This window comes from Shewanella jiangmenensis, assembly GCF_018596335.1.
GTDB classification, from domain to species: domain Bacteria; phylum Pseudomonadota; class Gammaproteobacteria; order Enterobacterales; family Shewanellaceae; genus Shewanella; species Shewanella jiangmenensis.
This window is the reverse complement of record NZ_JAHEPS010000001.1, coordinates 366,680-391,741: the sequence shown is the minus strand read 5'-3', so window position 1 is coordinate 391,741 and position 25,062 is coordinate 366,680. Positions and strand designations below refer to the sequence as shown.

The following is a 25,062-nucleotide window of genomic DNA, read 5'->3' as shown; positions in this document are numbered from 1 at the left end:
GCCTTGATTGTTTTTGGGCTGCGGCGATTGCAGGCCACCATAAAACGGTTTTTGCCGTGCTAAAAACTTGATTGAGATCATTCCAAGCCGGAAACCTTTGAGAAATATCAGGCATTGGGAGTTCGCTCCAGTCGTCTTTGGTCTGGAATGTGATCCAGCTCGCGCATCGGCGATGGGTTCTTATGGTTTTTGGTTATAGCAGCTGTGGAATTTGCCGCTATCCTCGCCTTGAGGGGCAATAATGATGACACAGACGCAAAAATCTGATCAGATTATTTCAAAGCTGTTGCTTATATAGAGGTAATGCAGTTATCGCTAATGTGATGCGCGTCGCAAAAAGTTGCGTCACTTGAGTATTCGGCTTAAGGCTGTCATCAAGGCTATTGATAGTCATAGAATTTATTTAAGATTGCGCAGCAGGTGCGAAGGTGTGCTCAAGGCCTGGCAAAAAGTAGGTTTGAGCGATTTTGTAGTGCTGATTACCGATTTGAAAACCAATGCCCAAAAAGGGCGGCTAGGCTTAAAACAGTTTACTGCCCCAACCTAGCTTATTTCGAAGCACGTGGAAGTAGTTGTAGTTTTTCGGGTGAATAAGGCGCAGCCGCTCGCTGCTTTGGCGGATGATGATTTCATCGCCGGGCATTACCGCCAGGGTGACGTGACCGTCGCAGCTTACTTCGAGGTTTTCACCATTTTCAGGCGAAACCACCAGTTTGATGGTGCTGTTGGCATCCACCACAATCGGGCGGCATGACAGGGTATGGGGGAACATGGGCACCAAAATCAGTGCCTGCAGGTTGGGGGTAAGAATGGCGCCACCCGCCGACAATGAGTAGGCCGTTGAGCCGGTGGGGGTTGACACTATCATGCCGTCGGCGCGTTGAGAGTACATGAACTGATTGTCGATATAGACTTCATATTCAATCATGTGGGCGATTTTGCCCGGGTGCAGCACGGCTTCGTTTACTGCGGTGTTGCTGGCTTTGATGGCGCCATGTCGATGCACTTCGGCCTCAAGTAAAAAACGATGCTCGGTGACAAATTCGCCATCCAGTACAGCCGCGAGCATTTCTTCAAAGTCATCGGGTGGCAAGTCGGTCAAAAAACCGAGGTTACCCCGGTTTACCCCAATCACACCCACATCGAAACGGGCCAGCACCCTTGCGGCGCCCAGCATATTGCCATCGCCGCCGACTACAATCGCCAAATCGCAGCGGTTGCCAATTTCCAATAAATCAACCGCTTTGACATTGGCACCCAACTCGGCTGCCACCCGCTCTTCGACCAACACTTCAAACCCCTGGCTGCCCAGCCAATGGTGAAGTCGCTTTAATGTCAGGTTGGTACCAGTGTGATGGGGTTTGCCAATCAGGCCAATTGTGTGGAATGGGGATGTCATATCAGGGAAACTGCGCCCTCAAGGCCTTGAAACGCCGGAATTGATCCCCATAATATGCCCAGTGTATGCAGAAACAAAGCATTTTTAGCTTGGAGTAGAGATGAGCAACGAATCAACCAACCCGCAACAAGAGCCCCTGGAGCAAGTACTGGAAGCCGGCGCAGCCGATACCGAGGCGTCGCTGATGGATGAGCTGACCCAGGCCAACTTCCGTATCGAAGAGCTGGAGCAGGCACTTGCCGCTGCAGAGGCCAAGGTTGATGAGCAGAAGGACTCCGTTGTCCGCGCCGCTGCCGAAGTGGACAACATCCGTCGCCGTGCTGCCATCGACGTGGAAAAAGCCAACAAGTTTGCCCTGGAGAAGTTCGCCAACGAGCTGCTGCCGGTGCTGGATAACATGGAGCGCGCGCTCGCCGGCACCAATGCCGACGACGAGGCGACCAAGTCGCTGGTGGAAGGCGTGACCCTGACCATGAAGTCATTGATGACTGCTGTTGAGAAATTCGGCGTGAAAACCGTTGATCCACAGGGCGCTCCCTTCAACCCTGAGCAGCATCAGGCTATCGGCATGATGCCTAACCCGGATGTACCGGCCAACCACGTGATGGCTGTGCTGCAAAAGGGTTATGAGCTCAATGGCCGTCTGCTGCGTCCTGCCATGGTAATGGTGTCTCAGGGCGGCGGTGTGGATACTCAGGCCTGACAGGTCAGTACCACCGGCAATGCCGTATAAAAAAGCTCAATAAAAAAGGACTGCTTCGGCAGTCCTTTTTATTTTCGCAAGTTTATGGTCGCAATGCGCAGATCAAGGGTTCACGAAGGCGCGGATTTGTCGCTCGATACCGGCAGCATCAAGGCCAAGCTCAGACAAAATCTGCTCAGGGCCGCCGTGCTTGATAAACTCATCCGGAATACCGATTTGCAGCAAAGGCTTCAATCGATTCTTGCTGGCGAGCAGCTCAAGCACGCCGGAGCCTGCGCCGCCCATGATGGCGTTTTCTTCTACCGTCACCAGCACATCGTGGCTCGCGGCCAGTTCAAGCACCAGCGCCTCGTCCAATGGCTTAACAAAGCGCATATCGGCCACGGTGGCGTTAAGATTTTCGGCGGCGCTGAGGCTCGCTGCGAGGGTGGTGCCAAAGTTTAAAATGGCAATCTTCTCGCCCTGGCGGTGCATCACGCCTTTACCGATGGGCAGGGCGGTCATTTCTTCAATTTGCTCGGCACCTGTGGCGCTGCCACGGGGATAGCGCACTGCGCTTGGGCCCTTGTCGTAGCTGTAGCCGGTGTAGAGCATCTGGCGGCACTCGTTTTCATCGCTTGGCGCCATGATCACCATGTTGGGGATACAGCGCATAAAGCTTAAATCAAACGCGCCCTGATGGGTGGCACCATCGGCGCCGACTATGCCGCCTCGGTCGATGGCAAACAGCACCGGCAGGCGCTGCAAGGCCACATCGTGAATGAGCTGATCGTAGCCACGCTGCAGGAAGCTTGAGTAAATCGCGACTACCGCTTTAAAGCCTTCGCAGGCAAAACCGGCGCCCAGGGTTACGGCGTGCTGCTCGGCAATGGCGGCGTCGAAATACTGTTTCGGGAAACGCTGGGAAAATTCCACCATGCCCGAACCCTCACGCATCGCCGGGGTAATGGCGAGCACCTTGGGATCTTTTGCGGCAATATCGCAAAGCCACTTGCCGAAAACCTGCGAAAAGGTCGGCAGGCCGGGTTTGGTGGCCGGTTTGCGGAATTGTGTCGGGTCGAACTTGGGCACGGCGTGCCAGCCGATAGGATCTTTCTCGGCAGGCTCGTAGCCCTTGCCCTTTTTGGTCATGATGTGCAGGAATTGCGGCCCCTTGAGGTCACGCATATTGCGAAGGGTTTCAACCAGCGCGTTCACATCATGGCCGTCGATAGGGCCAATATAGTTAAAGCCAAGTTCTTCAAACAGGGTGCCCGGCACCACCATGCCTTTAAGATGCTCTTCGGTGCGCTTGGCCATTTCTTTAATGACCGGCATGCCTTTAAGCACTTTCTTGCCGCCTTCGCGGATAGTGGTGTACAGGCGGCCAGACATGAGTTTGGCCAGGTGATTATTGAGGGCGCCGACGTTTTCAGAGATGGACATCTCGTTATCGTTCAGCACCACCAACATGTCTTTGTGCAGATCGCCTGCGTGGTTAAGCGCCTCAAACGCCATGCCGCCGGTGATGGCACCATCGCCAATCACGGCAACCACTTTACGGCCGGCCGCTTCTTTTTCGGCGGTGACCGCCATGCCAAGGGCGGCAGAAATCGAGGTGCTGGAGTGGCCCACGCTGAAGGTGTCGTATTCGCTTTCTTCACGCCATGGGAAGGGATGCAGCCCGTCTTTTTGACGTATGGTGTGCATACGATCGCGCCGGCCGGTAAGAATTTTGTGCGGGTAGGCCTGATGGCCCACGTCCCAAATCAGGCGGTCGAATGGCGTGTTGTACACATAATGCAGCGCCACGGTCAGTTCAACCGTGCCAAGCCCTGAGGCAAAGTGGCCACTGGAGATCCCGACCGACGTCAGCAAAAACTGGCGCAGCTCATCCGAGACCTGCTTCAATGCTGACTGTGGCAGCAAACGCAGTTCTTCGGGGGTGCTCGCCAGGGCAAGCAATGGATAGTTCGAAATGTCCAAACTCATAGCGAGATTCTTTATCTTTTTTATACTCGTCGCTCGACGATGTAACGGGCAAAGTCTGCAAGTAACTGGCTATTGTATGGCATTTTAGCCAGAGCTGATAGTGCGTCGGCCACCAGTGCCTCGGCGGTTCTCCTGGCGCCATCGAGGCCCAGCAGCTTGGGATAGGTGCTCTTGTTGGCATCCAAATCCGACCCCTGTGGCTTGCCCAGCTCCTCGGTGGTGGAAGTGATGTCCAGGATGTCGTCCTGCACCTGAAACGCAAGCCCGATGGCCTCGGCGTAGGTGCGCAGGGCGTCGCGGTCACGCTCGCAGGCGTGGGCCGCGATCAGCGACAGTTCAACCGCGGCGCGGATAAGTGCGCCGGTTTTAAGATTATGCAGCTGGGTGAGCTGCGTCAGGTCAATGCTCTTACCTTCGCTCGCCAAATCAATGGCCTGACCGCCGCACATGCCAAGATAGCCCGAGGCTTTGGCGAGTACAGCAATCATGGCAATCTGGTCGGCGGGGGCAAGTCCTGACTCGGCATCGCTGATGATTTCAAACGCCAGGGTTTGCAGTGCATCACCGGCGAGAATGGCAGTCGCTTCATCAAAGGCGATGTGTACCGTGGGTTGGCCGCGGCGCAAGTCGTCATCATCCATGGCCGGCAAATCGTCATGGATAAGCGAGTAGGCATGAATGCACTCAATGGCGGCGGCGAGGCGGTCAAGCTTGGTTTTGTCTACCGCAAGCAAGTCGCCCACGGCATACACCAGAAATGGACGTATGCGTTTGCCGCCCAAAAGGGCGCCGTGGCGCATGGCGGCTTTGAGAGCGGGGGCTGTGCCGGGCAGGGCATCGAGGTAGCTTGCCAGAGTCTGGTCAACACGGGTCTGACAGGAATGCAGTGCAGCTTTGAGCATTATTCGCCTTCGGGATGAAAATCGGTCACAGGCGCATCGGTCTCGTTACTGAGCAAAATGGCCACTTTCTGCTGAGCCTGTTCAAGCTTGGCCTGACTTGCCCGAACCAGGCTGATACCGCGCTCAAATTGTTTGAGGGCATCGTCCAGAGAAACATCGCCCTGTTCCAGGTCGGCGACTATGCGTTCAAGCTCCGCCAACGAAGCTTCGAAGCTCAAATTTTCGCTTTTTTTGGCCACTGTAATTCTTCCTGCTGTGTCGGCGCTGACAAGGTATATCAGGAGGCTGGCAGGGTCAAATTATGCGGGCCAATATTTGCTCGTCAGCACGCTTTGTTGCTGAATTTTTGTTAGAAAAAATAAAATGGCGCTAAACTTGCCGAAGGTCTGTCCGATAACTGAGAATAGTGTTTACCCAATTCGACGGCGTGTGAGTCGTCCGCGGCAGTTTGCCCACCGGCGCATTTTTATCCAATACCGGTTTTTTCGGCTGCCGCCCCCCTGTATGACTGCTGATTAAGGAGCATTCGTGGATTTAGCAACCCTCATAGGCATTTTGGGCTCATTTGCGTTCATCATCATGGCGATGGTCATGGGCGGCAGTCTGGGTATTTTTATCGACGTTCCCTCGGTGCTCATCGTGTTTGGCGGCAGTATGTTTGTGGTGATGATGAAGTTCAACCTCAAGCAGTTTTTCGGCGCCGCCAAAATTGCCGTGAAAGCCTTTATGTTCAAAATCGACAAGCCGGAAGAGCTGATTGAGCAATCTGTGGCCATGGCCGATGCCGCCCGTAAAGGCGGATTTCTCGCGCTGGAAGAGGCGCAGATCTCCAACAGTTTTATGCAAAAAGCGGTCGATATGCTGGTAGACGGCCACGATGGTGACGTAGTGCGTGAAGCGCTTGAGAAGGACATTTCCCTCACCGAAGAGCGCCACCGCACCGGCATTCGCATTTTTCGCGCCATCGGTGACGTAGGTCCGGCGATGGGCATGATTGGTACTCTGATCGGCCTTGTGGCCATGTTGTCGAACATGGATGACCCCAAATCCATCGGCCCTGCCATGGCGGTAGCGCTGCTGACCACCCTTTACGGCGCGATTCTGGCCAACATGGTGGCCATTCCGATGGCCGATAAGCTTGAGCTGCGGATGGGCGAAGAGATGCTCAACCGTAACCTGATTATGGATGCGGTGCTTGCCATTCAGGACGGGCAAAACCCGCGGGTAATCGAAGGCTTCCTTAAGAACTATCTGTCGGAAAAATCCCGTAAAATTGATACGACGGACGGGGAATAACCCATGGCCAAGGCCAAGTGTAATTGTCCGCCACCGGGGGCGCCCATGTGGCTGGCAACCTTTGCTGACCTGATGTCGCTGCTGATGTGCTTCTTTGTGCTGTTGCTGGCGTTTTCTGAAATGGACGTGATGAAGTTCAAGCAGATAGCGGGCTCCATGAAATACGCCTTCGGGGTGCAGAATCAGGTAGAAGTAAAGGATATTCCCAAAGGTACCTCGGTGATTGCGCTCGAGTTTCGCCCCGGCAAACCCGAGCCTACGCCGATTGAAATCATCACCCAGCAAACCACCGAAATGACCGAGCCTATGCTGGAAGTGCAGGAAGGCGAGAGCGACAGCGCCGGTGGCGTGCAGCAGCAGCAAGGCTCACAGCGCGGCGGTGAGGCCTCCGCTACCGCACAGGAAACCGCAGAAAATCAAAAGAGTGATTCGGCTTCGTCGCAGGATCAGATAAATCAGCAGGTTAAAAAGATGGCCGAGCAGCTCAACGAACAGATTGAAGATGGCGCCATCGAAATCGAGTCACTTGGGCAGCAAATCATTATCCGCATTCGAGAGAAGGGCGCATTTGGCTCAGGCTCGGGCTTCTTGCAGCCCAAGTTCAGGCCGGTTATCCGTGCTGTGGGCGAGCTGTTAAAAGACGTACCCGGCATAGTCACAGTCTCCGGCTACACCGACGATATGCAGATAAGCAACGAGCTTTATTCCTCCAACTGGGATTTGTCGTCCAAGCGGGCGGTGTCGGTGGCCCACGAGCTGGTGAAGGTCAAAGGTTTTGATGCCTCGCGCATGAAAGTGGTCGGCATGGGTTCGAATAACCCCATGGTACCCAACGACACTGATGAAAACCGTGCCCGAAACCGGCGGGTTGAAATCGCCATCGAGCAGGGTAAGCCCAAAGAGTCTGACGAAATTCAGGTTGGCACCCAACCCAACTGATAATCGGCAATGCTAAACGTGCCGTTTTGCCGCACCGTATCCTGTTGAGGTGTATCCGATAAGGCGCTGAGGTGCAAGCGAAACGGCACTGGCATTGTTGATTGCATCCGACCCTGCCTACACCAACGCCCGGCATGTGCCGGGCGTGTTTTTACTCGGCGCTGCCACCTTGCCTGAGTTTTTGATATAATCCCGCGATTGCTTTGTTAATGTTTACGCCCCGGCGGCCTGATGGCTGTTGTCCGGGTCAACACCTGTCTTTGGAAATCCCATGAAGTTTATCGTTAAGCTGTATCCCGAAATCATGATCAAGAGCAAACCGGTAAGATTGCGTTTTACCAAGATGCTCGAGTCCAATATTCGTAACGTGCTCAAGAAGATTGATGAGGACGCCAAGGTACAGCGCCAGTGGGATAAAATTCTGGTGAAGGTGCCCAAAGACCGCCCAGAGCTGACCGACGTATTTGCCGAGCGCCTGGCGCACATTCCCGGTATCCACCACGTGCTGCAGGTGGCGGAATATGACTTTGAAACCGTGGACGATATCTATCAGCTGGCGCTGCCTGTGTACCGCGATGCGCTGAAAGACAAGACGTTTTGCGTACGGGTGAAGCGCTCAGGCCAGCACAGCTTTAACTCCATCGAGGTGGAGCGCTATGTGGGCGGCGGTCTGAATCAGTTTACCGAAGCCAAAGGCGTACAGCTTAAAAATCCCGATTTGACCATTCAGCTCGAAATCGATCGCGACAAGCTGTACATGGTGAGTCGCCGTATCGAAGGTTTGGGCGGCTTCCCGATTGCCGCGCAGGAAGATGTGCTGTCGCTGATCTCCGGCGGTTTTGACTCGGGTGTGGCCAGTTTCCAGTTTATCAAACGCGGCTCGCGCACCCATTACTGCTTCTTTAACTTAGGCGGCGCCCAGCACGAAATCGGCGTGAAGCAGGTGGCTTATCATCTGTGGAAAACCTACGGCGAGTCGCACAAGGTTAAGTTTGTGACTGTGCCTTTTGAAGAAGTGGTCACCGAGATCCTTGAGCGCATCGAGAACGGTCAGATGGGTGTGGTGCTCAAGCGCATGATGATGCGCGCCGCAACCCGCGTGGCTCATCGTATGGGCGTGCAGGCGCTGGTGACCGGCGAAAGCCTGGGTCAGGTGTCAAGCCAGACCCTGACCAACCTCAATGTGATTGACCGCTGCACCGACCTGTTGATTTTGCGCCCGCTGATTGCCATGGATAAGCCGGACATCATCAAAGAAGCACGCCGCATCGGCACTGAAGATTTTGCTGCTTCTATTCCTGAATACTGCGGCGTGATTTCAAAGAGCCCGACCGTGAAAGCTGTGCTCGCCAAGGTCGAAGCCGAAGAGCAAAAGTTCTCTGAAGATCTGCTCGACCGCGTGCTGGCCAAGGCCGAAGTGATTGATATCCGGGATATTGCCGTGACCACAGCCGAAGCCGTTACCGAGACTGAAACCGTGTCCAGCGCCGAAGGTAACGAAGTCATCATCGACATCCGCGCCCCGGAAGAAGAAGAGGCCAAGCCACTTGAGATTGAAGGCGTTGAGGTGAAAGTTATCCCCTTCTTCCGCCTGGCCACAGCCTTTGGCGATTTGGATAAGGAAAAAACCTATCTGCTTTACTGTGAGCGCGGCGTGATGAGTAAGCTGCAGGCGTTGTATCTGCAGGAGCAGGGTTTTGGCAATGTGAAGGTATATCGCCCTTAAATCAGGGGTTGTTTCAGATAAAAAAAACGCCGCATTAGCGGCGTTTTTTTATGATGTTTCTGGGGTTTTTCTGAAGTTTTTCTGTGGGGTAATGGCAGTTGCCTGTGTGCTTAACCCCCGTCAGGCTTATTCCGCTTGGGTGACTGTTTCGGTGTCAGCGGCTTCTTTGCCCGCGAGCAGCAGCAAATCCTGGTTGTCGGCGCGGATTTTTACCAGAAGTTCATCGTTGCTGGTTTGCAGCTCTGCGCTGATGGTGGCATGCAGCCCTTCAGTATCAATGGTTTGCACTGGCATGGGTTCTGTATCGGCAGCCTGGGCGGCAACCGAGGTAAACAGGGCAAGGATAAAAGCGGATTTCATATTCAACATGGCGAGCCTCCGGGGCTTAATGGTTGTCAGGCTCGCTTACTCCGACTGAAAGCTGCCCGACCCTCTATTTCAATGGCGCAAAATTTACCCAAACCCTCTTCCATTAACAAACGATAAAATGTAACAATCAGGATTAGAAAAACTAATTAAAAAATGAGAGTCTGATCACTATGTCAAGACGACTTCCACCGCTCAACGCCGTTAAGGCATTTGAGGCTGCCGCACGGCACCTGAGTTTTACCCGCGCCGCCGAAGAGCTGTTTGTTACCCAGGCGGCCGTGAGCCATCAAATCAAGGCGCTTGAGGATTTTTTGGGATTAAAATTATTTCGCCGAAAAAACCGCTCGCTGCTGCTGACCGAAGAAGGTCAGAGCTACTTTCTCGACATCAAGGATATTTTTACCGATCTTGCCGACGCCACCGATCGCTTGCTTGCCCGCAGCGCCATCGGCTCGCTCACGGTGAGCATGTCGCCCAGTTTTGCCATTCAGTGGCTGGTACCGCGTCTTGCCAAATTCAGCGAAAAGAACCCTGAAATCGATGTGCGCATTAAGGCGGTGGACAGTGAGGCAAGCTCACTTACCGATGACGTGGACGTCGCCATTTACTACGGTCAGGGCAACTGGCCCGGACTGCGGGCCGACAAGCTGCGTAACGAAGTGCTGATTCCTGTGTGCTCGCCCTTGCTGCTAAGCGGCCCCAAGCCACTTGAAAAGCCGTCAGATCTTAAACATCACACCCTGCTGCACGACATGAGCCGTCACGACTGGCAGGCCTGGTTTCGCCAGTGCGGCGTGACCGATGTAAACGTGAATCAGGGGCCGATTTTCAGCCACTCGTCCTTGGTATTGCAGGCGGCTGCCCACGGTCAGGGTGTTGCACTGGGTTACAGCGTGCTGGCCCGTCCCGACATCAAGGCCGGCCGCTTGGTGGTGCCGTTTCAGGAAGTGCTTGTGAGCAAAGATGCCTACTATCTGGTGTGTCAGCAAAACCATGCCGAGCTTGGCAAAATAGTGGCGTTCCGCGAGTGGATGCTGGACATGTTTGCCGAGGAGTCGCGCAGTGAACTCTTGCCTGGATAAGCCTTTGCCCGAGTGGCTTAAAGCGGATATTCCGGCCGCAGGCGCGGACAATATCAAGGCCTTGGTGCTGTTTGCCCATGGCGCGGGCGCCGATATGGATTCGGACTTTATGGCGGCCATGGCGCAGCGCCTGTGTGAGCGCGGTATCGCTGTGGTGCGCTTTAATTTTCCCTATATGCAGCAGCGGCTGCTTGATGGCACCCGCAGACCGCCAAATCGGGCCCCGGCGCTGCTGGCCTGCTTCGACGACGCGATAGCGCTCGTGACGGAGCGCTTTGCCCCACGGCATTTGTTTCTGATGGGGAAATCCATGGGCGGGCGCATGGCTGCGATGCTGGGCGCGGATGACACCAAAACCAGGCTCAGCGGCATTATCTGCCTTGGTTATCCCTTTTTGCCGCCCAAAGGCAAAGCGGTGCGGCTTGAGCCTTTGCAGCAATGCACACTGCCGCTTTTAATCGTGCAGGGCGAGCGCGACAGCTTTGGCAACCCCGCGCAGGTAGCGAGCTGGGATATTCCGCCAGCGGTGAATTTGCACTGGGTGGCCGATGGCGATCACAGCTTGGTGCCACGCAAGTCGTCAGGACATACCGAAGCAGGTAACCTTGATGCGGCGGCGGACTGCTGCGTGGGTTTTATGTCTTCGGTGATGACCTTAGATTTTTGATGGGACAACCCGTACACACTCAGGCGCCGCCTTTACAGTGATTAAGGAGAAATGCGTGAACAGAGGCCTGTTTTTATTTGCATCGGTCAGTGGTTTTTTGGCGGTCGCCCTTGGCGCTTTTGGTGCCCATGGCCTTAAAAATCTGGTATCGGCCGAGATGGTGTCGGTATTCAAACTCGGGGTGGAATATCAGTTTTACCATACCTTTGCGGTGATAGCGGTGGCGCTTGCCTGGCAGTATGTGCCATCCAGATTGCTTGGCTGGGCCGCGGGCTTTTTTATCGCCGGCATGGCGCTGTTTTCTGGCTCCCTGTATGCCATGGTGCTCACAGGCGCCAAGTGGTGGGGGCCCATCACCCCCATGGGCGGCACCTGCTTTTTGCTTGGCTGGCTGCTCCTTGGCGCCGCCGTGTGGCGTCATCGGGTGATTGGCGGCAATTGATAGCGGGGTGAGATCCAAGCCCGCAGGCTGTGGTATACTCGGCGCCATTAGCGAATTTGACACGATTTATCGATAGAAGGTTATCGAACGACATTTCCCGTTCGAAACGGTTCTTTCGAAGCGTAGATGAGAGAACAAGGACGGCCACAGCTGGCCGCCTTCCTGCCAGTATCAACGAAGAACTCCGATGAAAAACCTGTTTTTATATTGCCGCGCCGGTTACGAGAAAGACTGCGCCGCCGAAATCCAGCAGCGTGCCGGTGAATTGGGCATAGGCGGCTTTGTCAAAGCCAACAATGACGACGCCTTTGTGGTGTTCCAGGGCTTTGCCGATGACGATGGTGATCGCCTCGCCAAAGATCTGCCGCTGGATTCGCTGGTGTTTGCCAGACAAATGTTCGCCTGTGGCGACCTTATCAGTGATTTGCCGCCGGAAGACCGAGTGAGCCCCATTTCGGCCGCGCTCGCGGGCGTGGAGCGCGCTGGCGAGCTTAGGGTCGAAACCCCCGACACCAACGAGGCAAAAGAGCTATCGGCGTTTTGCCGCAAGTTTACTGTGCCGCTGCGTCAGGCGCTGAAAAAGCAAGGCTCTTTGCTTGATAAAGAACATGCGCGCCGCCCCATCATTCACGTGTGTTTTGTTGGCTCCGGCAAGGCCTTTGTGGGCTATTCGCTGTCAAACAACAGCTCGCCTCACTATATGGGCATTCCACGGCTTAAGTTCCCGTCTGATGCGCCGAGCCGCTCCACGCTGAAGCTTGATGAGGCCTTCATCCACTTCATCCCGCGTGAAGAGCATGAAATCCGCCTTCGCAGCGGTCTCAATGCCGTGGATCTGGGTGCCTGCCCCGGCGGCTGGACTTATCAGCTGGTGCGCCGTGGCATGATGGTACAGGCCATTGATAACGGCCCGATGAATGAAAAACTGATGGATTCCGGCCAGGTCACCCATCACCGCGCCGACGGTTTTAAGTTCGAGCCACTCAAGCGCAACGTGTACTGGCTGGTGTGTGACATGGTGGAAAAACCCGCCCGTGTTGCCGAGCTGATGGAACATTGGGCCATCCAGGGCTGGTTTAAAGAGGCGATTTTTAACCTCAAGCTGCCGATGAAAAGCCGCTATAAAGAAGTGTCGCAGATCCTCGCCAACATGCATGCCATCCTCAAGGAAAACGGCATCCACGAGTTTCATCTGGCCTGTAAACACCTGTACCACGACCGCGATGAAGTGACAGTGCACCTGTGGTTAAGACCAAGCTCGCCCTGGATTTAACAGCGCTTGCGCTGCACAGGCTGAGTTGGTCTCAGTAGCGTGATTAAAGGCGCCTTCGGCGCCTTTATTGTTTTCAACATGGGCAAGTCTTCAGATGGATGAAGTCCCTGCTGGCCTTCATCGTTATTAAAGACCGTAATGCCAATGCGTTAGCTAGCCGGACAATTCACTTCGGCGACGGTATTTATCACTATCTCGGTGACCGGCACATGGCTGAAACCATTGACGTTATGAACCGGCGCTATGCTGATTTGGTCGGCCACTTCCATGCCTGACAGTACCTTGCCGAATACCGCATAACCATGGTTGCTGGCAGAATAGTCCAGCTGCGGGTTATTCAGTACGTTGATGTAAAACTGCGAGGTGGCGCTGTCGGGGGCTGAGGTGCGGGCCATGGCAAGGGTGCCGCGCTCGTTGCTGAGGCCAACGCGGGCTTCATTTTTGATTGGCGCATCGCCGGCCTTGGGCTTAAGGCCGGAGGTAAAGCCGCCGCCCTGAACCACAAAGTTGCTCACGGCGCGGTGGAACAGGGTGCCGTTGTAAAAACCTTTATCGACGTATTGTTTGAAGTTTTTGCCGCTGATAGGTGTGTTGGTCAGGTCGATACCCAGGGTCATGTCGCCAAGATTGGTACTCATCAGGTAACAGACATCGATTTTCATGCTGACTGGTTTATCGGTGACCGGCGGCTCTGTGGTACCGTTATCGCCGCTGTCACTGCCGCCACAGGCAACCAATTGGCTGCACAGTAAAAGTCCCATTATTTTTTTCATTTTATATCCCTTGGAGCACCCTGGGGGGCGACTGCTTTTTATGCCGCTGCCAGCGTGGGCAGGTGCCGCATTGTGCAGGGATTGGCGATGGCAGGCAATTGGCGGTACAGTTGAAACAGCTAAATGATACAAAGAGTTACATCGGTATGTGTGAATTAACTTTTGTGAGGCGTTGTGAGATTTTGTGGTGTTTTGGGTTTGTCACGGTCAGGCTCTTGTTAAGCTTTGGCGCTGTTGATGCAAGCTGCCGCGCAGTATCGTTTGCCCTGAATGGGTATTAAGACGCGGCTTGAATTGCCGTTTGAACTGTGGCTTGGACAGAGGTTTGCGCTGTGGCTTGAACTGAGACTTGGCCAGAGACTTGGATTTAAGCTTGAACTGACAAATGAATTGCGACCTGGCGCTCGTGTTGCAGAGCAGGTGTGGCATTCGCGTTGAGCAGGGCGCAACAGTTCGCGGGGCGCAAATAAAAAAGGATGAGCGGGGCTCATCCTTTTTTGTCAGTAACGTTTGTCAGCAACTTTGCAGGTTGCTCTTTGCCAGTTACAGCTTACAGATCAGAGTCTGTCGAGTACTGCCTGGGTGAAGTCGGTGGTGCCATGGGTACCGCCGAGGTCACGGGTAGTGCGATCGCCTTCTTCAATCACGGCAGCAACGGCGCTGCGGATGGCTTCGGCTTTGTCGGCCATGCCCAGATACTCAAGCATCTGCACTGAGGCCAGAATTACTGAAGTAGGGTTGGCAAGGTTCTTACCGGCGATGTCCGGCGCGCTGCCATGCACAGCTTCGAAAATCGCGGCGCCGGCACCGATGTTGGCACCCGGAGCCATACCCAGACCGCCAACCAGACCTGCACACAGATCCGACAGGATGTCGCCAAACAGGTTGGTGGTTACTATCACGTCGAAGTTTTCAGGGTTCATCACCAGCTTCATGCAGGTGGCGTCCACGATCATTTCTTCGGTGGTGATGTCAGGGTAGCGCTGGCTCACTTCACGGGCCACTTTCAGGAACAGGCCTGAGGTGGACTTCATGATGTTGGCCTTGTGCACGATAGTGACCTTTTTACGGCCTTCTTTGCGTGCCAGCTCGTAAGCGAAGGTGGTGATCTGCTCGGCGCCCTGACGGGTGATGATACTGGTGGCTTCGGCAACTGAGCCATCTTCAGACACTTTCTGACCGTGGCCAGAATACATGCCTTCAGTGTTTTCACGTACTGTGATGATGTCGATATTGTCGTATCTGGCCTGGGTGCCTTTGAAAGAGTTCACCGGACGCACGTTGGCGTACAGGCTGAACTTTTTACGCAGAGTCACGTTGATGGAAGTAAAGCCTTCACCAACCGGAGTGGTCAGTGGGCCTTTAAGGGTGATACGGTTTTTTTCGATCAGATCCAGCGTGCGCTGAGGCAGCAATTCACCGTGCTTTTCCAGTGCCGTGAGGCCTGCATCGGCGAATTCGTATTCGAAGTCGCAGCCCGCTTTGTCGAGGATTTTAAGGGCGGAGTCAATGATGCTTGGGCCGATCCCGTCACCCGGGATCACGGTAATTGTTCTTTTGGACATGGATATTCCTTCCACGGTTGGTGGTTACTGCAATTGTCGGTTTCCGCAAGCGGAAACTGGACTGGAATTATGTGATTTATGTCTAGTTTAGTTTAAACACTTTTATACACTTTTCACAGGAAAAGGTGAGCAAACACTCGGTTTTTTCTGTAGGCTAACATGCAAAAATCAAGGCTATGAAAGATGATTCAAAGCCTAAGCCTTAAAAAGTCTACTTTAGTCGAATAACAACCAATAAGAGGACGACCTTTGAAGCCTTCAACTCTCCTTTGTGCCCTCGCAAGTGCCGCCGGGCTTGCGTTGCCGGCCATGTCTGTTACTGCAGCAGACATGACGGTGCAGGACATCATGAAGTTTGAATCCTTAAAAAAACCTGTTCTGGCAGACAATGGCAACCTGCTGGCGGTAGAAGTGACTCCCGACCGGGGCGACTCCCGCACGCTTATCAGGGGCACCAAGGGTAAACCTGAGCTTAGCATTGCCGGCGCCTCTGCGCCTGTGGTGAGCGCAGATGGCCGTTTTGTGGCCATGAAGCTTGAACCTTCGCTGCTTGCTAAAGAAACCAGCGATGCCAAAGCCAAGAAAAAACTCAAATCAGGCATGGTGTTGGTTGAGGTTGCCAGTGGTAAAGAGCAGCGTTTTGAGCAGGTAAAGGAGTTCGCTTTTGACCCGTCCGGCAAGGTGCTCAGTATCTGGTTTGAGCCTGAAGAGGACAAAAAAGACAAGGCTGAGGATAAAACCGATAAAGCGCAGGCACAGTCCGGCAGCGAAAGCAGCGCCAAAGCTGAGCCCATGAGTAAAGCTGAGCCTGAAAATAAAGCCGCCAAGCCCAAGATTGCCAAAGAAGACAAAGGCGCCAAGTTAACACTGCTCGCCCTTGGCAGCGACAAACGCGTCGATTTTAACGATGTAACAGCCTATGCCTTTGATAAAAAAGGGAACATTGCGGCTGTGGTTATCAATGATATCGCCGCCAAGCGTCATCAGCTGCAAAGCGTTGCCATCGATGGGCTGACCGTAAACACCGCTTATGAATCCGATTCCGAGCAGCTTGGCGCGGTTGCGCTCAGCGCCGATGGCAGCGCTATCGCATTCAGCGCAGGTCTTGCCGAGACTCGCATCGAGGAGCGTGCCTATCGTTTGGGTGTTATCCGCAGCGGCAGCGCAAGCTTTGCAACCCACCCCCAGGGCTGGAGCCTGAACCAGTATTCAACCCTTGCGTTTTCGAACGACGGCGAGCGGCTGTATTTCGGTACTGTACCGGAAGTCAGTAAGGTGCTGAGCCTTAAAAAGTTCACCGCCGAGGCAGATTTGTTTGATGTGGACACCATCCGCGACAGCCGTGGCCTGAAACTGTGGCACGGTGAAGATAGCCGGATAAAACCGCACGAAATCAAAACCTTTGAAAAGCTTAAAAAACAAACCCTGCAGGCCGTGTGGCACTTAACGCCCGGCAATGTGGTGCAGTTGGCCACGCCGGACCTGCCGGAAGTTGGCAGCATTGAATACGGCCGCTTTGTGCTGGGGCAATCCAGTGAGCCTTATCTTAAAGAAATCACCTGGGCCGGATTTTTCAGCGATTTTTACCTGATTGATACCTTAAGCGGCGAGCGTCATCTTATTGCCCGCAGGCAAGCCAGCCAGGCTGAGCCAAGCATTTCGCCCAACGGCCGTTACGGCGCATTTTTCCGCGAAGGCAAGATTCATCTCGTTGATGTGGCAAGTGGCAATACCAAGGTGCTGAATGCGAGCCTTAATGTGCCTTTTGCCGATGAAGATCATGATTATCCATCCGATGCGCCGGGTTATGGCTTTGGCCCCTGGCTTAAGGATGAGTCGGCGCTGCTGGTGTACGACAAGTACGATATCTGGCAGTTTGCCAGCACCGGCGCTAACGCGCTGAAGCTCACTGACGGTCGCAAGGATGGCATCAGCTATCGGGTGCAGGGCCTGTATGAAGATAAAACTGCGGCACCTGCCACCACAGGCGCGAATGAAGCGCTGCTGCTGTCCGGTTACAACGAACGCAGCAAGGCAGATGGCTTTTATCGCCTCGACCTTGGCAAAAAGAGCGTAAAAACCCTGGTTGCCAACGATGAAAAGCTTACCGTGCTTGGCCGCGCCAAAAATGCCGAGACAGTGGTATTCAGCCGTGAGCGTTACGACCGTTTTCCCGACCTTTATGCCGCTGACCTTCTGGATGTGGACAGTGCCCGTCGCCTGACTGAGCTTGATGCCCAGCGCAAGGCCTTTGGCTGGGGCAAAGCTGAATTGGTGCACTGGACCAACACCGACGGTAAAAAGCTTGATGGCGTGCTGATTAAGCCTGCCGGCTACGAGAGCGGTAAACGCTACCCGGTGCTGGTGTATTTCTACCGCTTTATGAGTGACCGTCTGCACGCTTTCCCGGACATGACAGTCACCCACAGACCTAACTTTGCCTGGTACGCCAACCAGGGCTACGCAATCTTCCTGCCGGATATCCGCTTTGAAATCGGTTACCCCGGCAACAGCTCGGTGCAGGCGCTGACCTCGGGCGTGCAAAAGCTTATCGACATGGGCATTGCTGATCCCAAGGCTGTGGGCATACAGGGTCACTCATGGGGCGGCTATCAAACGGCGTTTGCCATCACCCAGACCAATATCTTTGCCGCAGCAGTCAGTGGCGCGCCGGTGGGCAACATGACCAGCGCCTACAGCGGCATTCGCCACGGCACTGGCCTTGCGCGTCAGTTCCAGTATGAAACCGGCCAAAGCCGCATCGGCGAGAGCCTGATGGAGGCGCCGCTCAAGTACGTTGAAAACTCACCGGTGTTTTATGTCGACAGAATCAAAACGCCGATGATGATCATGTTTGGCGACAAAGACGATGCGGTGCCCTGGGAGCAGGGGGTTGAGATTTACCTTGCCATGCGCCGCGCCGGTAAAGATGTGGTATTGCTGCAGTATGAAGGTGAGCCGCATCATCTCAAGCAATATGGCAACAAACTGGATTACAGCATCCGAATGAAGGAATACTTCGACCACTACCTCAAAGGCGCCGCTGCGCCCGAGTGGCTGAAGCAGGGCGAGCCCTATCGTGAATATTCCAGCGACGAGCAGTAACCGCGTACCTTGACGCAAAAAAGCCGCCCAATGGGGCGGCTTTTTCTGTGGTGAATGTTGAGCGCGAAAATGTGAGAGTGATGCTTGATTGCTGTGTACGTCTCACTCGACTCCGGGTTAGGGCTTACAAGCCTGCTACCGGCTCGGCGAGGTACTGCTTGTAGGTGTCACTGCCCCAGGCAATCAGCTGATTGTTTTTAAATATCAGCGGCGTGCATTCATCTTTGGTGGTCACGCCGTCGGATTTCTCATGGTGAGTGCGGTAAAAAAGCACCTGCATGGCGCTGTCTTTGATTGACTTGGCTTCGCTGAAATCCGGTGAGCCCAGCAGGGATTTAACGCTGACCAGATCTTGCCCTATGGCCAATTCTGCCAGTGCCTTGTTGTTGAACACCTGCCTGTCTTCCCAATCCATGTCGTCAGGTGTTGGTTCATAGCCAATGGCGACAACGCCGACAAATGCCAGATACGCTGCGAAAACTGAGCCTATCACCACGGGTGCCTTGCTACTCATATTCAGATCCTTTTCCTTGCGCCGCCACGGCCAAACTGTGGCAGATTTTCGGATAAAGATACTGCAAGGCGCCTTGCTGGTAAACGCCGTGTAGCATTTGTTACAAAATTACCCGCGGATTTGACTCTTTGCCGCATGCTTGCTGGTATGTTGGGCGATGCTACGGTGCGGGCCGATGTTCTTAGCCGGTAAGGTTTGAAAGCGTACGAAGGTCACTCAACTTCAGACTCAGCGGCAGATCGGTTTGCAGCCTGGCAAGGCGGTAACTCATGCGCGCAAGCTCGCGGCCGTCACGCAGTTTTTGCGCCTGACGGGGGCCTAAGGTGCCAAGGGAGTGATACAGGTTTGCGATACTGCGATAGGTGCGAAGCAGCTCGCCCGCCGACTTGGGGCCAATGCCGGGCACGCCCGGGATCTTATTGCCGCTGTCGCCGCAAAGCGCTAGGTAATCAAGGTATTGATGCCGCTCAATCCCCAGCTTGTTTTCAAAGGCTTCGATATCCATAAACTGGCCGGCGAAGTGATCCCACTGGCGAATTTTCGGCGACTGCAGCTGCAATAACCCCTTGTCGGTGGACACGATAATCGCCTCACCGCCGTGGCTGACAAGCTTGGTGGCGAGGGTGGCGATAACATCATCAGCTTCGGATTCGGCAAACACCGAATTAACCCCAAGGGGCGTTAGCTTTTCACGCAGGGCAGGCAGCCCCTGTGCCAGGGCATCCGGCATGGGTTTGCGGCCTTTTTTGTAGTCTTCGTACAATTGTTTTCGCCAGGAAATGGCGTCGCCGTCCCAGACGATGGCACAGTGGCTGGGGCTGTGGCCGCGCAGCAACTTACGACAGGCGAGCACAGAGCGCTCTTCAAGCGCTGCCATGTCGGCCTCATCCGGCAGCGCGGCGTGGATCCGCCGGATAAGGTTCAGGCCATCAATGATAAGTAACAGATTCATCGCACAATTTTATAGCAAGGCTCGTAGGCGCTGCCCGGTAGTTTCATTCGCTGCTGTTTGACGAATGCTTCAAGCAATTCATCCATCAGCGCCATCAGTTTGGGGTCGCCCTTAAGCTCAAACGGACCATGACGCTTGATAAGCCGTATGGTTTCGCCTTTCACGTTACCGGCGACAATACCTGAGAAGGCGCGGCGCAGGTTTGCCGCAAGCTCCGCCTTGTTGGTCTGGAAAAACAGGTTAAGGTTTGACATCACCTCGTGGGTTGGAATAAAGGGCAGCTGGAATTCCGGCTCAATTTTCAGCGACCACTGATACGGGTAGGCATCGCCATTGGTCTTGCGAAACACCTTAATCTCTTCCATACCCTCTTTCATCACCCGGGCCACTTCTTCAGGGTCGTCAACTATGATGCGGTACTTGGCGCGGGCCTCATCGCCCAGGGTCGCCGCGATAAATTCATCAATCTTGATAAAGTACTCGGCGCTTTCTTTCGGGCCGGTAAGCACCAGCGGGAAGGGGATATTCTGATTGGCTTTATTGAGCAAAATGCCGAGCAGGTACAGCAGCTCTTCCGCGGTGCCGGCGCCGCCGGGGAAAATCACTATCCCGTGGCCAAGACGGACAAAGGCTTCGAGGCGTTTTTCAATATCCGGCAAAATCACCAGCTCATTGACGATTTGATTGGGCGGCTCAGCGGCGATGATGCTTGGCTCGGTAAGGCCAATGTAACGGGCGTTGTTGACCCGCTGCTTGGCGTGGCCGATGGCAGCGCCTTTCATCGGGCCTTCCATCGCACCCGGGCCGCAGCCGGTGCAAATATCGAGTTTGCGAAGCCCAAGCTGATAGCCAACCTCGCGGGTGTACTGATACTCGATGGCATTGATGCTGTGGCCGCCCCAGCACACCACCACATTGGGATCGTTCTTGGTGGGAATGGCACGGGCATTACGCAAAATATCAAACACCACGTTGGTGATGTGGCTGGCGTTGGTGAGATTGATGTGCTTCAGCGTGTCGTATTTATCGGAAATATAAAGAATGTCGCGCAGCACCGAAAACAGGTGCTCCTGAATGCCGGCGATGATTTGCCCATCAACGAAGGCCTGCTCCGGCGGATTGACCAGCTCGAGCTTGATGCCGCGCTCGCGCTGCAGAATATTGATTTCGAAATCTTTGTACTTGTCGAACAGCTCAGTGGAGCTGTCGCTTTTGAGCCCTGAGGCCAGCACGGCCAATGAACAGTTGCGATAGAGTTGGTAAAGGCTGCTTTTAGCGCTTTGCTTAAGACGGTCAACTTCCAGCTGAGACAGTTGATCCATGCTGCCGCGGGGACTGATTTTCACTATCATAACAACTCCTTAAGCAGTGGCAGGAGTCGAAAGTCTCCCGGGTGGGATCAAATGTCTATGATGACCCTGTCTCTGCTCTCATGTTTGGCTTTGTACAGGGCCGCGTCCGCTCGCTCAAAGGTTTCGTGAATGAGCTCGTTGTCCATTACACGGGCAGCCCCTATAGATACTGTAACTGTAATTCTCTGATTTTTAAATTTAAAGGGAATATTTTTTACTTTTTCACGCACCCTGTTCAGCAGCTGATCTATGTCAGATGACGACACATCCGGGATTAACATTACAAACTCTTCGCCGCCGTAGCGGGCGACAAATTCAGTATCGCGCAGGGAGTTTTTCAGCGCCATGGCGATGACCTGTAGCGTCTTGTCGCCTGTGGTGTGGCCAAAACTGTCGTTGATGGACTTGAAGTGGTCAATGTCGGCCACCGCCACCCACAGCGGGTGCTTGTGACGCTGGAAGTTACGGAATTCCTGCTCCATCCGCTCTTCGAGGGCGGCGCGGTTTGGCAGTTGGGTCAGGCTGTCGAGCAGATTGAGCTTTTGCTGCTCGAACAAGCGCTCTTTGTAGCTGCTGGCTTCATCTGAGAGCTCGTTGAGCTCTTTGCGCATGGTTTCCATGGATTTACGCAGCAGCGCCTGTTCACGTTGCTCCAGCGCCTCTTTGCGGGCCAGCGCCGAGCGTAAACTTGAAAGCTGCTCGGTAATCTGCGATTTAAGCACTGTGATGTCGTTGATATCGACAATGGCTTCACCGACGTTATCGACCCGAGAGTTGATTTCGCGGTTGAGCTGATGCTTAAGCTGATGACTGCGCTGGGCGTGATTGTAGGAATCGCTGACCACTTCGCGCACGGCCGACAGGGCATCGTTGAGGGCGTAGAGAAACTCCTGCGAGGCGCTCTTTTCCCGGGCGATGTTGTCAATCAGTAAGGTGAGAATGGTTTGATAGGCGTCGAGCAGGCCTTCGACCTCAATCTCGCCGCTCAGCATTTCTTTGATGACCAGCACCTGATCCCGCTGATCTTTACGGAATTCGATTTCAGAGATGCTTTGCGCCAGCTCATGGGCCAGTTGCCTGTGCTTGGGCAGCACGGTGAGCTTTTCACCGGCGTCCACATGGCGGGCGAGGATATCGTCATAAAAGCCGATAAGCTGCTCTACCTTGGGAATGTAATCCCACACGGTATGCAGCGGCTTGGACAATTCCTGTTTGAAATAGCTGACTTCTTTTTTGAGTTTGTCGGGGGCTGAGTCTACCCGCTGGATTTGTCTCAGTACCCGGCCAAGGCCGGCGCGGCTCTCTTCAAGCTGCACCATCACATGGTGATACTGGCCTTTAAGCAGGCGCTCGACTTCAACCAGCTCAGGCAGGGCATCGTCAAGGCGGTCAAAATTGGACAGCTGATGGCGTAATTTGGCCAGTTTGTTGTCCAGCTCTAAATTCTGACCTTTGCAAGCAAGGCTTAAATTGGCAATAAACTGCAGCAAAGTCTGCAACTTGGTGTTGCGGTCTTCGTTCAGTTCATCCAATGCTACTTTCGCAGCATGAAGCTTCTGTTTGAGCAGAGTGATCTGCGAAATCGTTTCGTTTTGATCCTTCATTCAGAATGCTTTCCTGACATGCTTTGCAGCCCCATCGGCTGCGCCAGTGCGCGGCGCAGCGTCCATAGGCTTAATGGTATAGCAATCATCTGATAGTGCAAACATGGGCATTTGAGGTATGTACCATTTTGAACCAATATCAGACGGGGTTGGCGTAATTTTCATCAGTGCCGTCAAATTCCCAGGCCGGCCAACGAATTTTGTCTTTATCTGCGTTGGTTTCGATGCGGATAAGTCCGCGGCCAATGCTCTTTTCAAGGTGCAGATATACCGGATGGCTGAAGATTGCCGACGGGGTAAAATCCAGCGCCCAGAACCCGACGTACACGTCTTGATCTGCTTTGAGCGAACAGGCCCCCGCCAACGCCAGTTGCACCACTTCAAGGTGGACGCCGGCCTGAATAGACAGCTCCGGATTAGGCAGCAGCGGCAGGTTAACGTAGGAAAACTGCAGCGGGCCGCCGGTATCGCCAAGCTGATTGCGAAGGTTAAAAAGCACTGCTGCCGCATCCTTGATGGGGCCATCAAAGGTCAGCGCCAGCAGGCCTGGGCGCAGCACGTAGGCGTTAATGCCGGGCAATTTCTGTATTGCCTGTACCGAGGATGAGACCCTGGCCGCCATACGCTTGTGGCCAAGGGCGATATCGGCTTCGTTATCGGACGAGAGGCGAAGAAGCCCCAGCGCCTTGGTCGCGGGGGAGGCGATGGCGCCGGTAAAGGCGGTAAATCCGGGATGGCCGGTTAAGGGCTCTCGCGGGAGCTGCTGCTCAAGCTCTTTAATCCTTGTCCGCGCCTGACCGCGACCATTGCGGGCGTGCACCAGACTCATGCTGAGCACCAGTGCCAGTACCACCAATGCTGCAGTCAGCAGCGTACGGTGGCGCAATTGCTCATTTGACTCTTCAAGTTGCGCCGCTTTCTGGTGCAAATCCAGCTTAAGCTTTTGCTCGGTCAGCGCTGAAGCACTGCCTGCCTGCTGCGGTATTTGCTGCACCTTGCCAAGCAGGCTGATGATTTGGGCCTGGTAACTGATGGCGGCATCTTTATTGCCGGTGGCATTGGCGGCCAGCAGTTTTTGCTTGTAGGCATCAATCAACACATCGTCCAGCGCCTGCTCGGTGGCCAGCGTAATGGTGATATCGGCATGGCGCTGGCACTCCACCCAATGCTGCATTTTACAGTGGGTTTGGGCCAGCAGCTGGTCGTTGTTTACCTGATAATGTTTCATCTTGCGCTCGATGAACATGCTGTTGGCTTGCTTAAGGTAATTCAGCGCCAGCTCATTATCACCTATCATGCCGTAGGCTTCGCCGAGGTTATGAAAATTGCGTGCTAGGGCGGTGAAGTTGCCGCTGCGCCGGTCAAGCTGCTGCGCGTTAAGATAATAATCGATGGCTTTATTCCATTCGTTATTCTGCGCATGAATGACTGCAATCACGGTCAGTGTGGTCGACAGGTAACCGTCTACCCCGAGCTTGCCATAGGCGTCGGCCGCATCATGGGCGTGGGCAAGCGCATCGGCAATCTGCCCAAGCTCCCGGTAAACCCTCGCCAGCTGCATTTGCAGAAACGCGTGCTGGAATGGATGCTCATCCTTATCCGACAGTCGCAGCGCCTCGCTGTAGTGCTGCAGCGCCTTGGTGTGCTCGGCCTTTTTGGTGTAGTACTTGCCAAGCTCGGCTTCGCTGCTGGCAATCAGATAGTCATTGCGAAGCTGATAGGCAAGGTCACGATACTTCTGCAGATGAATTAACGCAGTCACATCCTGGTTTATCATCAGATACATGCCGCCAAGCTGCTCGTGCAGGTTTAGCCTGAGAATTTGCGATTCAAGCGACTGACTCTCCTGATCTGTGGTCAGCGCCTGAATAAAAAGCCCTGCAGCGTCATCAAACTTTTGGTCAAGCCGTGCCATGGCGCGGCCCTTAAGCATCACAGCCATGGCCTTTTGATAGGGGGTTGAGGCGGTCGCTTCCAGGGTTTTGACAATCACATCGACCGAATTGCGCTTATTGGGATTGGTGACGTTGGGCTGCAGGTCGGCGCGGGCGAGCAGGGTGAGCAGCTCGGTATATTCCAGTTGCGATAAGCCCTGCTCACGGGCCTCAAACACCAGCGCATTGGTGCTGGCAAGTGGCGAGGAGGGCACAGTGATGGATGCACTCAGGCGGTTAAACAGTTTTTGCGGATCTTCCCTGAGGTCGATTTCATCCTGTTTAAGGTCTTTGGAAATAGCCAAAGGCGTAAAAAGACATGCTAAAAAATAAATTATCAGCAAAAGTAAGCGCATGGATTCATCATCTCTACAGTCTCCCCCGCCAGAAAGTGCCTTTTGGACCGCTGGATTTTTATTGGGATGAGGGGAGTTGTTTCTCTTGTTATACTCAGGCACATTTTATGCGATTCCATCATACCTATAAGGACAAAC

At 54.3% G+C, this 25,062-nt stretch carries 21 protein-coding genes; 9 read left to right on the top strand and 12 right to left on the bottom strand.

Annotated features, from left to right (window positions below; all coding sequences use genetic code 11):
* Positions 1 to 520: 520 nt before the first annotated feature.
* Positions 521 to 1,399, bottom strand: a complete 879-nt coding sequence (gene nadK, locus KJI95_RS01760; RefSeq protein WP_214505449.1) for an NAD(+) kinase — start codon at positions 1,397 to 1,399, stop codon at positions 521 to 523.
* A 100-nt stretch (positions 1,400 to 1,499) separates the two neighbouring features.
* Between nadK and grpE the strand changes: the two genes are divergently transcribed.
* Positions 1,500 to 2,102 (top strand): nucleotide exchange factor GrpE, encoded by a 603-nt coding sequence (gene grpE / locus KJI95_RS01755; protein ID WP_214505448.1) that lies wholly within the window; start codon positions 1,500 to 1,502, stop codon positions 2,100 to 2,102.
* 102 nt (positions 2,103 to 2,204) lie between these two features.
* Here grpE and dxs read toward each other — a convergent pair whose 3' ends face one another.
* The 3 genes from dxs to xseB are packed head-to-tail and all read right to left on the bottom strand — an operon-like array spanning position 2,205 to position 5,214.
* The gene (dxs, locus tag KJI95_RS01750; RefSeq protein ID WP_214505447.1) at positions 2,205 to 4,073 is read right to left on the bottom strand and encodes a 1-deoxy-D-xylulose-5-phosphate synthase; all 1,869 of its coding nucleotides are present in this window, start codon (positions 4,071 to 4,073) and stop codon (positions 2,205 to 2,207) included.
* Positions 4,074 to 4,093: 20 nt separating this feature from the next.
* Entirely contained in the window at positions 4,094 to 4,975 is an 882-nt protein-coding gene (ispA, locus tag KJI95_RS01745; protein ID WP_214505446.1) for a (2E,6E)-farnesyl diphosphate synthase, read from the bottom strand.
* Entirely contained in the window at positions 4,975 to 5,214 is a 240-nt protein-coding gene (xseB, locus tag KJI95_RS01740) for an exodeoxyribonuclease VII small subunit (protein ID WP_214505445.1), read from the bottom strand. The genes ispA and xseB overlap by 1 nt, the downstream gene beginning before the upstream one ends.
* 289 nt (positions 5,215 to 5,503) lie before the next feature.
* Here xseB and pomA point away from each other — a divergent pair, with 289 nt between their 5' ends.
* The 3 genes from pomA (at position 5,504) to thiI (ending at position 8,936) form a co-directional block, all read left to right on the top strand.
* Entirely contained in the window at positions 5,504 to 6,271 is a 768-nt protein-coding gene (gene pomA, locus KJI95_RS01735; RefSeq protein WP_214505444.1) for a flagellar motor protein PomA, read from the top strand.
* Between the two features lie 3 nt (positions 6,272 to 6,274).
* Positions 6,275 to 7,210, top strand: a complete 936-nt coding sequence (locus KJI95_RS01730; protein WP_214505443.1) for a flagellar motor protein MotB — start codon at positions 6,275 to 6,277, stop codon at positions 7,208 to 7,210.
* A 271-nt stretch (positions 7,211 to 7,481) separates the two neighbouring features.
* On the top strand, positions 7,482 to 8,936 hold the full coding sequence (gene thiI / locus KJI95_RS01725; protein ID WP_214505442.1) for a tRNA uracil 4-sulfurtransferase ThiI: 1,455 nt from the start codon (positions 7,482 to 7,484) through the stop codon (positions 8,934 to 8,936).
* A gap of 126 nt (positions 8,937 to 9,062) precedes the next feature.
* Here the strand turns inward: thiI and KJI95_RS01720 are convergent, their stop codons facing one another.
* Positions 9,063 to 9,305: a hypothetical protein gene (locus KJI95_RS01720; RefSeq protein ID WP_214505441.1), complete on the bottom strand. Its 243-nt coding sequence runs from the start codon at positions 9,303 to 9,305 to the stop codon at positions 9,063 to 9,065.
* Between the two features lie 170 nt (positions 9,306 to 9,475).
* Here KJI95_RS01720 and KJI95_RS01715 point away from each other — a divergent pair, with 170 nt between their 5' ends.
* The 4 genes from KJI95_RS01715 to rlmM all read left to right on the top strand — a co-directional run bounded on the left by KJI95_RS01715 (position 9,476) and on the right by rlmM (position 12,769).
* Positions 9,476 to 10,387 (top strand): transcriptional regulator GcvA, encoded by a 912-nt coding sequence (locus KJI95_RS01715; RefSeq protein ID WP_214505440.1) that lies wholly within the window; start codon positions 9,476 to 9,478, stop codon positions 10,385 to 10,387.
* Positions 10,368 to 11,054, top strand: a complete 687-nt coding sequence (locus tag KJI95_RS01710) for an alpha/beta family hydrolase (RefSeq protein WP_349356693.1) — start codon at positions 10,368 to 10,370, stop codon at positions 11,052 to 11,054. Before KJI95_RS01715 ends, KJI95_RS01710 begins: the two co-directional genes overlap by 20 nt.
* Before the next feature lie 55 nt (positions 11,055 to 11,109).
* Positions 11,110 to 11,496 (top strand): DUF423 domain-containing protein, encoded by a 387-nt coding sequence (locus tag KJI95_RS01705; protein WP_214505439.1) that lies wholly within the window; start codon positions 11,110 to 11,112, stop codon positions 11,494 to 11,496.
* Positions 11,497 to 11,683: 187 nt separating this feature from the next.
* A complete protein-coding gene (gene rlmM / locus KJI95_RS01700; protein ID WP_214505438.1) occupies positions 11,684 to 12,769 on the top strand; it encodes a 23S rRNA (cytidine(2498)-2'-O)-methyltransferase RlmM in 1,086 nt (361 codons plus the stop codon).
* Between the two features lie 149 nt (positions 12,770 to 12,918).
* Here rlmM and KJI95_RS01695 read toward each other — a convergent pair whose 3' ends face one another.
* Positions 12,919 to 13,542, bottom strand: coding sequence for a peptidylprolyl isomerase (locus KJI95_RS01695; RefSeq protein WP_214505437.1), 624 nt, complete (start codon positions 13,540 to 13,542; stop codon positions 12,919 to 12,921).
* 557 nt (positions 13,543 to 14,099) lie between these two features.
* Positions 14,100 to 15,107, bottom strand: coding sequence for an isocitrate dehydrogenase (locus KJI95_RS01690; RefSeq protein ID WP_214505436.1), 1,008 nt, complete (start codon positions 15,105 to 15,107; stop codon positions 14,100 to 14,102).
* A gap of 309 nt (positions 15,108 to 15,416) precedes the next feature.
* Between KJI95_RS01690 and KJI95_RS01685 the strand changes: the two genes are divergently transcribed.
* On the top strand, positions 15,417 to 18,212 hold the full coding sequence (locus KJI95_RS01685) for a S9 family peptidase (RefSeq protein ID WP_432653780.1): 2,796 nt from the start codon (positions 15,417 to 15,419) through the stop codon (positions 18,210 to 18,212).
* 124 nt (positions 18,213 to 18,336) lie between these two features.
* On the opposite strand, the gene KJI95_RS01680 is transcribed toward KJI95_RS01685, so the two are convergent.
* The 5 genes from KJI95_RS01680 to KJI95_RS01660 all read right to left on the bottom strand — a co-directional run bounded on the left by KJI95_RS01680 (position 18,337) and on the right by KJI95_RS01660 (position 24,873).
* Complete coding sequence (locus KJI95_RS01680) at positions 18,337 to 18,726, bottom strand: DUF3192 domain-containing protein (RefSeq protein ID WP_214505434.1); 390 nt, start codon at positions 18,724 to 18,726, stop codon at positions 18,337 to 18,339.
* A 181-nt stretch (positions 18,727 to 18,907) separates the two neighbouring features.
* Complete coding sequence (gene xni / locus KJI95_RS01675; protein WP_214505433.1) at positions 18,908 to 19,678, bottom strand: flap endonuclease Xni; 771 nt, start codon at positions 19,676 to 19,678, stop codon at positions 18,908 to 18,910.
* Positions 19,675 to 21,030, bottom strand: a complete 1,356-nt coding sequence (gene ppnN, locus KJI95_RS01670; RefSeq protein WP_214505432.1) for a nucleotide 5'-monophosphate nucleosidase PpnN — start codon at positions 21,028 to 21,030, stop codon at positions 19,675 to 19,677. Before ppnN ends, xni begins: the two co-directional genes overlap by 4 nt.
* 47 nt (positions 21,031 to 21,077) lie before the next feature.
* Positions 21,078 to 22,634: a GGDEF domain-containing protein gene (locus KJI95_RS01665; protein ID WP_214505431.1), complete on the bottom strand. Its 1,557-nt coding sequence runs from the start codon at positions 22,632 to 22,634 to the stop codon at positions 21,078 to 21,080.
* A gap of 139 nt (positions 22,635 to 22,773) precedes the next feature.
* The gene (locus tag KJI95_RS01660; protein ID WP_214505430.1) at positions 22,774 to 24,873 is read right to left on the bottom strand and encodes a tetratricopeptide repeat protein; all 2,100 of its coding nucleotides are present in this window, start codon (positions 24,871 to 24,873) and stop codon (positions 22,774 to 22,776) included.
* Positions 24,874 to 25,062: the final 189 nt, after the last annotated feature.

Excerpts from the sequence above, each read along its gene's own strand:
- nadK (WP_214505449.1), bottom strand. The coding sequence starts at position 1,399 with ATGACATCCCCATTCCACACAATTGGCCTGATTGGCAAACCCCATCAC.
- grpE (WP_214505448.1), top strand. The coding sequence starts at position 1,500 with ATGAGCAACGAATCAACCAACCCGCAACAAGAGCCCCTGGAGCAAGTA.
- dxs (WP_214505447.1), bottom strand. The coding sequence starts at position 4,073 with ATGAGTTTGGACATTTCGAACTATCCATTGCTTGCCCTGGCGAGCACC.
- ispA (WP_214505446.1), bottom strand. The coding sequence starts at position 4,975 with ATGCTCAAAGCTGCACTGCATTCCTGTCAGACCCGTGTTGACCAGACT.
- KJI95_RS01730 (WP_214505443.1), top strand. The coding sequence starts at position 6,275 with ATGGCCAAGGCCAAGTGTAATTGTCCGCCACCGGGGGCGCCCATGTGG.
- thiI (WP_214505442.1), top strand. The coding sequence starts at position 7,482 with ATGAAGTTTATCGTTAAGCTGTATCCCGAAATCATGATCAAGAGCAAA.
- KJI95_RS01720 (WP_214505441.1), bottom strand. The coding sequence starts at position 9,305 with ATGTTGAATATGAAATCCGCTTTTATCCTTGCCCTGTTTACCTCGGTT.
- KJI95_RS01715 (WP_214505440.1), top strand. The coding sequence starts at position 9,476 with ATGTCAAGACGACTTCCACCGCTCAACGCCGTTAAGGCATTTGAGGCT.
- rlmM (WP_214505438.1), top strand. The coding sequence starts at position 11,684 with ATGAAAAACCTGTTTTTATATTGCCGCGCCGGTTACGAGAAAGACTGC.
- KJI95_RS01695 (WP_214505437.1), bottom strand. The coding sequence starts at position 13,542 with ATGAAAAAAATAATGGGACTTTTACTGTGCAGCCAATTGGTTGCCTGT.
- KJI95_RS01690 (WP_214505436.1), bottom strand. The coding sequence starts at position 15,107 with ATGTCCAAAAGAACAATTACCGTGATCCCGGGTGACGGGATCGGCCCA.
- KJI95_RS01685 (WP_432653780.1), top strand. The coding sequence starts at position 15,417 with ATGTCTGTTACTGCAGCAGACATGACGGTGCAGGACATCATGAAGTTT.
- KJI95_RS01680 (WP_214505434.1), bottom strand. The coding sequence starts at position 18,726 with ATGAGTAGCAAGGCACCCGTGGTGATAGGCTCAGTTTTCGCAGCGTAT.
- xni (WP_214505433.1), bottom strand. The coding sequence starts at position 19,678 with ATGAATCTGTTACTTATCATTGATGGCCTGAACCTTATCCGGCGGATC.
- ppnN (WP_214505432.1), bottom strand. The coding sequence starts at position 21,030 with ATGATAGTGAAAATCAGTCCCCGCGGCAGCATGGATCAACTGTCTCAG.
- KJI95_RS01665 (WP_214505431.1), bottom strand. The coding sequence starts at position 22,634 with ATGAAGGATCAAAACGAAACGATTTCGCAGATCACTCTGCTCAAACAG.